This is a genomic window from Thermoanaerobaculia bacterium (genome assembly GCA_035260525.1).
Lineage (GTDB): Bacteria > Acidobacteriota > Thermoanaerobaculia > UBA5066 > DATFVB01 > DATFVB01.
Genome location: DATFVB010000265.1, coordinates 1 through 12,467, shown reverse-complemented (window position 1 = coordinate 12,467; position 12,467 = coordinate 1). Strand labels below are relative to the sequence as shown.

Here is a 12,467-nt window from a genome sequence, read left to right as displayed (position 1 = left end):
CCCCCGACGCCGTCCCGGCCGCTGCCGGGAAAGGCCAACGACGTTTTCGCGTCACCGGATGGAAACGTCTTCCGGCGCACGGGCGACGGCCGATGGCAGGAGAGCAACGGTCATGGCTGGAAAGCGCCGAGCCCGCCGGCCTCGCCGGCGCCGTCGCGGCCTCCCGTCGTCCGCCCCGCGCCTCCCGCGCAGCTCGAACGCGACTTCTCGGCCCGGCAGCGCGGCGAGGCCCGTGCTCCGCGGACGATGCCCGCCTCGCCGGCGCCGCGCCCGGCCGCTCCGCCGAGCCGTCCGGCGCCTCCACCGAAACGCCCGCGGCGATAGTCCGCTCGGAAAGTCTTCGATTCGGGGGGGTTCGTCGATGAAATGATCGACGTCGACGTTCTGTTAAGATTCCCCCGTGCCGTCACCAGTTCGCGAAGCGATCGATCTCCTCTCCAAGAGCGGCGAAGCCGCTTTCGCGATCGACGCGAGCGACCGGCTCGTCTACTGGAACAAGGGATGCGAAGAGCTTCTCGGGTTCGAAGCGCAGAAGGTGCTCGGAAAGCTCTGTTTCGAGGTGATTGCGGGGCGCGACGAACACGGGAACGTCTACTGCTTCAAGAACTGCCCCGTCGCTCACCAGGCGAGACACAACGAGGACGACCCCGTCCAGCCGTTCATCCTCACCGTCAAGGACAAGCAGGGCGCCGCGCGCAAACTGACGGTTTCGATGTTCGCCGTTCCCGCCGTGCGGCCGTCGCTTTCCGCCGTCGTGCACGTCGTCCGGGAGAACGGCGCGCCCGCGTCTCCGCTCGAGAAGACGCTGGCGAAGCAGGCGGCGACCGCGCCTGCCGTGCGATGGCCCCTTCTGACGACCGAAGGGCAGCCGGTCGAGCTGACGACCCGCGAAAAGGAGATCCTCCGGTGTCTCGCGGAGGGTTACTCGACGTCCGCGATCGCGGAAAAGCTGTTCATCGCGCCGGTGACCGTGCGCAACCACGTGCAGAGCATCCTTCAGAAGCTGGACGTGCACACGAAGCTCGCGGCTGTGGTTTTCGCCTACCGCCACCAACTCATCTAATAAAGCGGGCGCGGACCATACGCGCCGTTATACGGGTCCGACGGGCCGGCCGGCGGCTCGACGTACGCTCTCGGTACGCCTTCACCGCCGGCCGGCCTGCCGGATTCGTCTTCCGGCACGTCTGGCCGCGCCTCGAAGTCCCGCGAATTGAAGACGACAGAGCCCCCGGGCGGAACCGACTTCGAGCGGCGGTCTCAGCGTACCCGGCGGGAAGCCTTCTTCGGGGCCTTCGGCGCCGGCTGCCGGCGGACAAGATTCTTCCCCGCTCCCAGCTTCCGGCAGACGAGGTCGAGGAGGTCCGAGACGGTGACGATCCCGACGAGCGCATCGCCGGAGACGACCGGCAGGGCGCCGATCTTCTTGCGGCGCATCGCGTAGGCGGCGTCCTCGACGGGGGTCTGCGGCGTCACGACGGCGACCCCCCGGCTCATGACCTGGTCGATCGTCCGGTCGATTCTCAGGTCCCCGAGCAGGAGACCGGCGATGTCCCGATCGGAGACGATCCCGACGACCCGATTCCCGCGGACGACGACCAGGTGTCGGAGCTTCTTCGCCCGCATGCGCTTGAGCGCCTGCTCCGCCGATCCGTCTTCGGTGATCGTCTCCACCTTCCTTCGCATCAGCTCTTCGACTCGCACGGTCGCCTCCCTCGGACCCCACTCTACCGCGCCCGCCCGAGGACGGCCATTGTCCCCGAAATGATGCATTTGAAGCAGGAAACCCTCGCCGGGCGGGGACATGATCGGATCGGGAAGGGAGGGCCCAACCATGCGTGTAAGAGACGTGATGACCACCCGCGTCTGGTCGTGTTCGGAGAACGCGACGGTCGCATCGGCCGCGAACACGATGCTCGATCACAACTGCGGTTTCGTCCCCGTCGTCGGCAGGACCGGCGAGATCCTCGGCGTCATCACGGACCGTGATCTCTGCATGGCGGTCGTGCGGGGAGATCGCCGTCCCTCGGAGATCCCGCTCGCGGAGGTCTGCTCGGGTCGCGTGGTCTCCTGCGGACCCGACCAGGAGATCCACGACGTGCTGCAGGTCATGGAGAGCGCCAAGGTCCACCGGCTTCCCGTGATCGAGGACGGAAGGCTCAAAGGGATCATTTCGATGACCGACGTGCTTCGTCACGCCGCCCCCGTCCGGACCGCCGAGGAGGACTGCCTCACCTGCGCGGAAGCGGTCGGCGCCCTCAAGATGATCACGGCCGTTCGCCGGCCGCACAAAAACTGGGTAGCAGCCGCGGAATGACCACAGATTGAAGCGTTTGCATCATGCGCGGAGACCCGACTTTCGAGAGACTGAAAGCGGCAAAGGGAGCAACGGGCTCAAACCGCCGAATCGAGGAGGGGCAATGCAATCCGCAGACGCCAATCGAACCATCCGAAGCCGCGGTCCGGGTGCGGAAAAGGGAACGATCCCTCTCCCGCCGGCCGCGCCTCCGAGACCCGAGACGATGAGAACGGGTCCCACGGGAGAGTGGCTCAGCCGCACGGAAGTGGCCCGCCTTTTCCAGGTTTCCGCCTCGACCGTCACGCGCTGGGCGCGGGAAGGCAAGGTTCCCGCCAAGCGCACGCCGGGAGGTCACTATCGATACCCGGCGGCCGAGGTTCGCCGTCTCGCGGGGACGTCCGGTCCCGGCGAGCTGGTTCGTCTCGACTGATCGTCCGGGACATTTCGCGCGCGCAACGCGCCGGGAGGAAGAACATGAAATCGGTTACCCGCACGGGGCTCGTCATCGGCGGACTCTATCTGGCGGCGATCGCCTCGCAGGGCGTCGCGTTCGGCAAGGCTGCGTGGGTCAAGCAGGCGAAAGACCTCGGAATGCCCGCGCAGAACTGCCTCTACTGCCACACCGAGAAGATGCCGAAGAAGGACACCTTCAAGGTGGACGCGCTCAACGACCGCGGCAAGTGGCTCGTGAGCGAGAAGGACAAGCGGAAGGCCGCCGAGATCGACCTGTCGTGGCTCAAGGAGTATCCGGGCGGCTCCGCACAGAAATAGCTTCCGGCAACCAGCGGGGCCGGGTCCCCGATCCGGCCCCGTCTCGGTCCGTCCACCCGACGGACAAAAAAGGCGCGCGGTGAGACCATGAAGATCGTCCGATATTTCCTGCTCGCAGTTTGCACGGCGGCGGGCGCCGCGGCCGCCGCGGAAAAGGGTGCGAAACCGAAACCACCCGCCGACGCCGACTGCCTCGCCTGCCACTCCGATCCGACGCTCAAGTCGGAGAAGGGACGCCCACTCTTCGTCGCCGCCGCCCGGCTCGCGAAATCCGTGCACGGCGCCGCGGGCCTCGCCTGCGTCGACTGCCACACGGGCTTCGATCCTTCGGAGATCCCGCACAAGAAGAAGATCACCGCCGTCGCGTGCGCCGGATGCCACGACGACGTCGGCAGCAAACATGCGTTCCATCCGGATCTCGCCAAGGCGGAAAAGAGCGGGCCGCCGCCGTCCGTCGCGTGCCAGACGTGCCACGGCGGCCACGACGTCGTCCCGGTCGCTTCAAAGGCTTTCCCGCTGCGCGCCGATCCCGTGACGGGATGCTCCTCGTGCCATGAGGACGTCGTTTCCGAGTTTCGCTTCTCCGCACACGGCCGGGCGCTCGCGCGCTCCGTCAAGGGCGCGCCCGACTGCCTCACGTGCCACCAGCGGTCGATCATCGGCGACATCAGCGTTTCCTATGCCGCGCGCAAGATCGCGCAGGAGAAGATGTGCCTCTCCTGCCACCTGAAGAACCCGGCGATCCGGGCGATGATGCCGAGCGCCGGTTTCATCTCGTCCTTCGAGACGAGCGTCCACGGACGCGCGCTCGCCGCCGGGAACGCGAGCGCGCCGACCTGCATCGACTGCCACGGAAGCCATCAGATGAGCAATCCCCTTTCGCCCGGCTCGAACGTCGGGAAGCTCGAGATCCCGCATCTGTGCGCGAAGTGCCACGCCGTGGAAGCCGCGCAGTACGCGGCGAGCGTTCACGGGACCGCGCTCGCGCGCGGCATGAAGGACGCCCCCGTCTGCACCGACTGCCACGGCGAGCACAACGTGCTCCCGCGCCGGGATCCGAACTCGCCGATCGCGGCGGCCAACATTTCGGCGCGGGTCTGCACTCCCTGTCACGGTTCGCTGAAGCTCAACCAGAAGTACGACCTCCCCACCGACCGGTCGAAGAGCTATGCCGACAGCTTTCACGGGCTGGATGCCCGCGGCGGCGTCGTCAAAGTCGCCAACTGTGCGAGCTGCCACGGTGCGCACGACATCCTGCCTTCGTCCGATCCCCGTTCGCGCGTCGCGAGGGCGAATCTCGCGACGACGTGCGGTCAGAAGGGCTGTCATCCGAATGCCAACGCGAAGTTCGCGCTGGGCCGAGTGCACGTCACCGGGTCCAAAGACAAGGACCCGCTGCTCTTCGTGATCGCGACGATCTATCTGATCGTCATCATCGGCACGATCGGCGGGATGCTGGCGCACAACGCCCTCGATTTCCTGCGGAGGCTCCGCCGCCGGTTCCGGGTCCGCATGGGACGCGAAATCGAGGCGCCCGCGGGGAGCGGCGTCTATCTCCGGATGACGCTCTTCGAGCGGCTGCAGCACGGGGGCATCGCGCTGCCGTTCATCCTCCTCGTCGTGACCGGCTTCATGTTGCACTATCCCGACGCCGCGTGGGTCCGATTCATCCGGCGCATCAACCCGCGGGCGTTCGGGCTCCGGAGCGTCCTCCATCGGGCGGCCGGCGCCGTCATGATCGCGACGAGCCTCGTCCACGTCGCCTACATCGTCTTCACGGTTCGCGGCCGGCAGTTCGTCAAGGACATCTGGCTGCGGCCCAGGGACCTCAAGGACGCCTGGAAGGCGGTCAAGTACAACCTCGGGCTCTCGAAGGAGCGGCCCCTCTACGGGCGCTTCTCGTACGCGGAGAAGACCGAATACTGGGCGCTCGTCTGGGGCACGATCGTGATGTCGGCCACCGGCATCGTGATGTGGTTCGACAACACGTTCATCGGCCTCCTCACGAAGCTCGGATACGACGTGAGCCGCACGATCCACTTCTACGAAGCGTGGCTCGCCACACTCGCGATCGGCGTCTGGCACCTCTATTTCGTCATCTTCAATCCGGACGAATACCCGATGAACCTCGCCTGGCTCACGGGGATGCTCAGCGAGAAGGAAATGGAGGAAGAGCATCCGCTCGAGCTCGAGCGGATCCGCCGGACCTCCGCCCCTGCGCCCGTACCCGGGACGCCTCCGGTCGCATGAAGCCCGGCCAGGCGCTCGGTATCCTCTTCGCCGTCCTGGCCCTCGGGGCCGCCGCCCGGGGCGCGGACCCGGCGCCGCCGACGCGGGACGACTGCCTGGCCTGCCACGATGCCGGCCCGAGGACCGGCCGGCGGAAGGCCGGCGAGCCGCCTCCCTTCAACGCCGCGGCCCTCAAGGCGTCTCCTCACGCCGACGTCGCGTGCGTCGATTGCCACAGCGACATCAAGGAGGTGCCGCATCCCGACAAGCTCGCGAAGGTGGAGTGCGGCTCGTGCCACGCCGACGAGGGGAAGCAGTACGCGCAAAGCGTCCACGGCCGCAAGGCCGCCGCCGGCGACGCTTACGCGCCCGGCTGCAAGAGCTGCCACGGCACGCACAACGTGCTCCGGCCGGGAAGCCCCGGCTCGCCCACGTACACGATGGAGATCCCGCGTCTCTGCGGCAGCTGTCACCGCGAAGGCACGACCGTCAGCCTGACGCGGAGGATCCCGCAGACGAACATTCTCGGAAACTACATCGACAGCATCCACGGGGAAGGCCTCTTCAAGCGCGGGCTGATCGTCGCGGCAGTATGCACGAGCTGCCACACCGCGCATTTCGTGCTGCCGCACACGGACCCCCGGTCTTCGATCGCGAAACAGAACATCGCGAAGACCTGCACGAAATGCCACGCGCAGATCGAAACCGTCCACCGGAAGGTGATCCGCGGAGAGCTGTGGGAAAAGCAGCCGCATCTGATTCCCGCGTGCGTCGACTGCCACTCCCCGCACCAGATCCGCAAGGTTTTCTACTCGCAGGGAATGGCCGACCAGGATTGCATGCGCTGCCACGGCAAGCCGGAGCTGAAGAGCTCCGAAGCCGGCCAGACTCTCTCCATGTTCGTCGACCAGAGGGAGCTGGCGCATTCGCGCCACGCCCGGATCGCCTGCGTCCAGTGCCACACCGGCGGAGACCCGGCGGACACGCGGCCGTGCCGCACGATCACGGGGAAAGTCGATTGCTCGATCTGCCACGCGGCGGTCGTCGATCAATACAAGGAGAGCGTTCACGGACAGCTCTTCGCCAAGGGCAGCCCGGACGCGCCGGCCTGCCAGGATTGCCACACCGCCCACGGCGTGCTGAGCAAGACCGACTCGACGTCACCGACCTTCTCGCGCAACGTTCCGGCCCTGTGCGCGCGTTGTCATCGCACCGGAGAGAAGGCGGCGGTCCGCTACACGGGCAAACAGAAGAACATCGTCGAGAACTACCTGGAGAGCATCCACGGCAAGGGGCTCATGGGGGCCGGCCTGACCGTCACCGCCAACTGCGCCGACTGTCACAGCGCGCACCACGAGCTGCCGGCCGCCGACCCCAGATCGAGCGTGAATCGCGCCAACGTCGCCGGGACGTGCGGGACATGCCACCGCGGTATCTACGAGTTGTTCACGAAGAGCGTGCACTCGCCGCTGGTGACGCGGACGAGCAAGCCGCTCCCGGTCTGCAGCGATTGCCACTCGGCCCACAGCATCCAGCGAACGGACCTTTCGAACTTCCGGCTGCACATCATGGACCAGTGCGGGCGCTGCCACGAGAAGATCGCCGCGACGTACTTCGACACGTTCCACGGCAAGGTCTCCAAGCTCGGATACCTGGGCACGGCGAAGTGCTACGACTGCCACGGGTCGCACGACATCCTGCCGGTGACCGACCCGCGCTCGCGGCTCTCCCACGCCAACATCGTCAAGACGTGCGGGAAGTGCCACAAAGGCTCGCACCGGCAATTCGCGGGCTACCTGACGCACGCGACGCACCATGACCCGAAGCGCTATCCCTTCCTCTTCTATACGTTCTGGGGGATGACGTTCCTCCTCGTCGGAACGCTCACGGTGGCAGGCGGCCACACGGCGCTCTGGCTGCACCGCTCGCTCGGCGATCGCCGGCCCGACGCCGAAGCCGCGGAAGCCGGCGATCGCGTCTACGTCCGCCGGTTCACGACGTTCCAGCGAAATCTCCACCTGATGGTGATCGGCAGCTTCCTGGGCCTCGCCGCGACCGGCATGACCCTGAAATTCTCCTATGCTCCCTGGGCCAGGGTCCTCGCGCGACTCTTCGGCGGCTTCGTCGCTGCCGGCCTGATCCACCGCTTCTGCGCGGTCGTGACTTTCACCTATTTCGGACTCCATCTCTTTGACCTCGTCCGCCAGAAGAAGAAGGGCGGAAAGACCTGGATGAAGCTCATCTTCGGTCCGGAGAGCATGATGCTGAACCGCCGCGACTGGCGCGAGTTCGTCGGGTCGATCAAGTGGTTCCTGAAGAAGGGGCCCCGACCGCGGTACGGGCGGTGGACCTACTGGGAGAAATTCGACTACTTCGCGGTGTTCTGGGGCGTGGCCGTGATCGGAATGACCGGGCTGATCCTCTGGTTCCCGACGGTCTTCACGCACGTCATGCCGGGCTGGATGGTCAACGTCGCGACGACGATCCACAGCGACGAGGCGTTGCTCGCGGTGTGCTTCATCTTCAGCATCCATTTCTTCAACACCCACTTCCGGCCCGAGAAGTTCCCGATCGACACGGTGATCTTCACGGGAGGCGTCCCGCTCGAGGAGCTCAAGCACGACCGGCCGCTCGAATACCGCCAGCTCCGGGAGAGCGGAGAGCTCGAACGCCTGAAGATGCCCGCGCCGATTCCTCTCGCCAGCCGGATGTGGCGCCGGTTCGGCTTCACCGCGCTCGCGATCGGGCTCTTCCTGATCGGTCTGATCCTGTACGCGATGCTGTTCGTATACCGGTAATCGGTTCGCCGCGGCGCCGGAGTGACGTTTCCGGGCACTAGAATGGCCCGGGGGGGGGCCGCGAAAGACGCGGCCAGGAAAGGGGAACGGAGAGCATGAAGGATTTCGTGAAGACCTGGCTGCGCCCGCTCGTTTACCTCGGGCAGAACCCGCTGAGCATTCTCGGGGCCGTCCTGACGACGAGCTCGGCGTTCACGCTCATCGCCTTCTGGATATTCGAGCTCCTGCAGGCCAAGCCGATCCATCCTTATGCGGGAATCGTCTTCTTCCTCATCCTTCCCGGCATCTTCCTCGCCGGCCTCGTCCTGATCCCGATCGGGCTGATCGTCCGCCGGCGCGCGCTCGTCCGTGCGGGGCTGCTCCCCCGTGAGTACCCGCGGATCGACTTCCACCAGCCGATCCTCCGGCGGGCGTTCGTCCTCGTCGGCGTGGCGACCTTCCTCAACTTCCTCATTCTCGGGACCGCCTCCTATCTCGGCGTCGAGTACATGGACTCGACGCAATTCTGCGGGCAGACCTGCCACACGGTCATGCAGCCCGAGTACGCGGCGTACCGGGACTCGCCCCATTCCCGCGTCGAGTGCGTCGAGTGCCACATCGGCGCCGGTGCGCCGTGGTTCGTGCGCGCGAAGATCTCGGGGGTGCGGCAGGTTTTCGCCGTGGCGCTGCACACGTATTCGACCCCCATTCCCTCGCCGGTCGAGCACCTGCGTCCCGCGCGCGAGACCTGCGAGCGGTGCCACTGGCCCCAGAGGTTCGTCGGAGACCGCCTCGTCGTCCGCACGAAGTTCACGGACGACGAGAACAACACGAAACAGCAGACCGTCCTGCTGGTCAAGGTGGGAGGGGGCCGCACCGGCGTCGAAGGAACGGGAATCCACGGCCGCCATCTCGACCACGGCTCACGGGTGAGCTACGTCGCGACCGATACGCACCGGCAGGTGATCCCCGTCGTCTGGTACGTGGACGATTCGGGCAAGACGGTCGAATACGTCTCGACGGACGTCAAGACGACTCCGGAGCAGCTCGCCCGCGGTGAGCACCGCACGATGGACTGCATGGACTGCCACAACCGTCCGTCCCACACGTTCGAGCTCCCCGAGCGCGCGGTCGACGAGGCGATGGCGGCGGGGACCATCAGCGCGACGCTCCCTTTCGTCAAGAAGGAAACGGTCGCGCTCCTGCGCGCCTCCTATCCCGACCAGCAGACCGCGACGTCGAAGATCTCGGAAGGCCTCGTCGACTTCTACCGCACGAAGTATCCTCCGGTCTACGCCGCTCACCGCGCGCAGATCGAGGCCGCCGCCGACCGGGCGGGCGCGATCTACCGGCGAAACGTCTTCCCCGCGATGAAGGTCGGGTGGGGGACGTACCCCAACAACCTCGGGCACGAGGACTTCCTCGGCTGCTTCCGGTGCCACGACGGCAGCCACGCGTCGAAGGACGGGAAGGTGATCACCCAGGACTGCGACGCCTGCCATGCCGTGCTCGCGCAGGAAGAGACGAATCCGAAGATCCTGACCGACCTCGGACTCAAGTGACGCGACCGGGCGCGCCGGACGTCTCCGGACGCGGGGGCGCCGCGGCGCCCGTCTGACCGTGGAGAGCCGGCCGAGCGGTCTTTCCAGCGCCCGCGCCCGGGAGCTCCTCGCCGAGCACGGCCCCAACCGCTACGCGCCCGCCGGACGCCGCGCGTCGTTTTTCGAGTTCGCCCGCATGCTCGCCGACCCGATGGCGATCATGCTGCTCGCGGCGGCGGTCCTCTCCTTCGTGGCCGGGGAGCGCCGCGACGGGATCGTGCTCCTCGTGGCCCTCTTCCCGGTGCTCGCCGTCGACGTCATCCTCGAAGCGCGGTCGCGCCAGGCGCTGAAGAAGCTCGCGCGGGCCGTCTCCCCGCGGGCCACGGTGGTGCGGGACGGCGCGCCCGTCGAGATCCCGACGGAGGAAATCGTGCCGGGGGACATCCTGCTCATCCGCGAGGGAGACGTCCTCCATGCGGACGGGACGGTCGCCTGGTCTGCGCATCTCGCGATCGACGAGTCGATGCTGACCGGCGAGTCGGAGCCGAAGGACAAGCTTCCCGGGACGCCGTTCTACGCCGGTTCGCGTGTGCTCACGGGCCAGGGAGGAGGCGAGGTGACGTCGACCGGCCTGAGCACGCAGTACGGGCGGATCGCCTCGCTCGTGGCCGAGGCACCCGACGCGCCGACGCCGATCCAGGAGAAGACCGCGAAGGTCGTTTCCGTTCTCGGCCGCATCGCGGTCCTCGTCGCCGCGGCGGTCTTCGGGCTCGCCTGGTATCGCGAGCGGTCGCTCTCGCGCGCGTTCGTCTCGGCGATCAGCGTCGCAATGTCGGCCATGCCCGAAGAGTTCCCTCTCGTCTTCACGCTCTTCCTGACGCTCGGGGCGTGGCGTCTGTCGCGCCATCGCGTGCTCGTCCGCCGCCTCGCGAGCGTCGAGACGCTCGGTTCGACGACCGTGATCTGCACCGACAAGACGGGGACGCTCACCCTCGGCCAGTTCGTCCTGGAGGCGGTGCTTCCGTTCGGTGAGCTCGGCGAGCAGGAGCTCCTGGAGACCGCCGTGCTCGCCTGCGAGATCGACCCCTCCGATCCTCTCGACCGCACGATCATCGAGTTCGCGCGGACGTCCGGGCTCGACCCCGGCCGCCTGCACACGAAAGGGATCCTCGTCCGCGACCACTCCTGGGACCCGCTCGGAAAGCACATGTCGCACGTGTGGAGGACGGAACGCGCGGCGGACGGCACGCTCGCGGTCGCCGCCAAAGGCGCGCTCGAAGGGATCCTGGAGCACTGCGCGCTCACTCCCGAACGCCGCGCCGAAGCGGAAATGCGCCATGCCGAGCTCGCCGCGGGGGGGCTGAGGCTCCTCGCGGTCGCCGGCAAGACCGAGAGTGCAGGGCCCGACGACCGCGAGCGCGACGAATCAGAGCTCGCGCTCGTCGGCTTTCTCGGCTTCCGCGATCCTCTCCGGCCGGAGATCGCCGCGGCCGTCGCGCAATGCCGAACCGCCGGAATCTCGATCAAGCTCGTCACCGGCGACCATCCGGTCACCGCCCGGGCGATCGCGGAGAGCGCCGGGATCGTCAGCGGACGCGAGCCGATCGTGACCGGCGACGAGCTCGCCGCCCTCTCTCCGCCCGATTTCGCGCGGCGGGTCGCCGAGTCGCCGATCCTCGCCCGCATCCTCCCGGAGCAGAAGTACGCGATCGTCGACACCCTCCGGGCCAACGGAGAGGTCGTCGCCATGGCCGGCGACGGCATCAACGACGCCCCGGCGCTCCGCCGCGCGTCGATCGGAATCAGCATGGGCGCGCGCGCGACCGAGGTGGCGCGGGCGGCGGCCGATCTCGTCCTGCTCGACGACAATTTCGGGTCGATCGTCGAGACGATCCGGGAGGGGCGCCGCATCTACGACAATCTGGAAAAGGCGTTCCGGTATCTGCTCGCCTTTCACGTGCCGATCGTCGTCCTCGCGGTCGTCGTTCCGCTGCTCGGCTTTCCCCTCCTGCTCCTCCCCGTCCATCTCGTCTGGCTCGAGCTCGTCGTCCACCCGGTCTCGGCGCTCCTCTTCGAGGGGGAGCCGGCGGATCCCGACGTGATGAGCCGTCCGCCGCGGCCGGCAGGCGCGTCGCTCCTCGGGAAGCGCACGGCCGGCAGCTCGATCGCGACGGGGGCGGCGCTCGCCGCCGCCGTGCTCGCGATCTACGCCGCCGCGCTGCCCGGAGGTGCCGACGCGGCCCGAGGATTCGCGCTCGCGGCCCTCCTTCCCGGGACCCTGCTGATCGCCTGGGCGGAGAGGGCGGGCGACCGGCCCTGGCGGAGAGTCCCCGCGCCGAACCCGTGGCGCTTCTGGGGTGTCGTCGCGCCGATCGCCGTCTCGCTCCCCCTCCTGCTCGCCTGGCCGGCGACCGCGCAGATCCTTCACGCGAGGTTCCCGAGCGGCGGGCGATGGGCAATCGCGCTCGGCGCCGCGGCGGCGGCCGTGGTCTGGCGGGCGTGGGGCACGCGAACCGAAAGACGAAAGAGCGCCTGACCGGGGCGTCAGCGATCATCCCGGGCTGCGGCCGGACCCCGTGATCTCCGATTCGTGCATCTCGCGGCCCGACGACCCCGGGACGACCTTCTTCGTGGCGGGCTATTCGGCCACCGGCGCGAACGGTCCGGGCCAGAGCGTCCTCGCCGCGGTCGCGAAGAGCATGGATCCCGGCCTGACGCTGCCGTAGCGCAGCCGCGCCCGCCTCCGCCTTCGCTGAAGCTTCCTCCTTCGCTGAAGCTTCGGCGGGACGAGCCGGCGCGACCAGTCGCCGCGCCGATCCTCCCCTTGAATCGAGGCGAGACGGCAACTCGGCT

The 12,467-nt window shown here is 67.9% G+C and carries 10 protein-coding genes; 9 read left to right on the top strand and 1 reads right to left on the bottom strand.

Translation table 11 applies throughout. The annotated features are described in order from the left end of the window. The first annotated feature begins 400 nt into the window (after positions 1-400). Complete coding sequence (locus VKH46_12860; GenBank protein HKB71728.1) at positions 401-1,063, top strand: LuxR C-terminal-related transcriptional regulator; 663 nt, start codon at positions 401-403, stop codon at positions 1,061-1,063. Positions 1,064-1,257: 194 nt separating this feature from the next. Here VKH46_12860 and VKH46_12855 read toward each other — a convergent pair whose 3' ends face one another. Next, positions 1,258-1,701 (bottom strand): CBS domain-containing protein, encoded by a 444-nt coding sequence (locus VKH46_12855; GenBank protein HKB71727.1) that lies wholly within the window; start codon positions 1,699-1,701, stop codon positions 1,258-1,260. 130 nt (positions 1,702-1,831) lie between these two features. On the opposite strand from VKH46_12855, the gene VKH46_12850 reads away from it, so the two are divergent. The 8 genes from VKH46_12850 to VKH46_12815 all read left to right on the top strand — a co-directional run bounded on the left by VKH46_12850 (position 1,832) and on the right by VKH46_12815 (position 12,340). Continuing rightward, on the top strand, positions 1,832-2,314 hold the full coding sequence (locus VKH46_12850) for a CBS domain-containing protein (protein ID HKB71726.1): 483 nt from the start codon (positions 1,832-1,834) through the stop codon (positions 2,312-2,314). Positions 2,315-2,519: 205 nt separating this feature from the next. Continuing rightward, complete coding sequence (locus VKH46_12845; GenBank protein HKB71725.1) at positions 2,520-2,726, top strand: helix-turn-helix domain-containing protein; 207 nt, start codon at positions 2,520-2,522, stop codon at positions 2,724-2,726. A 44-nt stretch (positions 2,727-2,770) separates the two neighbouring features. Beyond that, positions 2,771-3,067: a hypothetical protein gene (locus tag VKH46_12840; protein ID HKB71724.1), complete on the top strand. Its 297-nt coding sequence runs from the start codon at positions 2,771-2,773 to the stop codon at positions 3,065-3,067. Between the two features lie 87 nt (positions 3,068-3,154). After that, positions 3,155-5,317: a cytochrome b/b6 domain-containing protein gene (locus tag VKH46_12835; GenBank protein HKB71723.1), complete on the top strand. Its 2,163-nt coding sequence runs from the start codon at positions 3,155-3,157 to the stop codon at positions 5,315-5,317. Further along, positions 5,314-8,094 (top strand): hypothetical protein, encoded by a 2,781-nt coding sequence (locus tag VKH46_12830; GenBank protein ID HKB71722.1) that lies wholly within the window; start codon positions 5,314-5,316, stop codon positions 8,092-8,094. The genes VKH46_12835 and VKH46_12830 overlap by 4 nt, the downstream gene beginning before the upstream one ends. Positions 8,095-8,201: 107 nt before the next feature. Further along, a complete protein-coding gene (locus VKH46_12825) occupies positions 8,202-9,635 on the top strand; it encodes a NapC/NirT family cytochrome c (GenBank protein HKB71721.1) in 1,434 nt (477 codons plus the stop codon). A gap of 58 nt (positions 9,636-9,693) precedes the next feature. Next, a complete protein-coding gene (locus tag VKH46_12820; GenBank protein HKB71720.1) occupies positions 9,694-12,150 on the top strand; it encodes a cation-transporting P-type ATPase in 2,457 nt (818 codons plus the stop codon). Between the two features lie 40 nt (positions 12,151-12,190). Next, complete coding sequence (locus tag VKH46_12815) at positions 12,191-12,340, top strand: hypothetical protein (protein ID HKB71719.1); 150 nt, start codon at positions 12,191-12,193, stop codon at positions 12,338-12,340. The last annotated feature ends 127 nt before the right edge of the window (positions 12,341-12,467 follow it).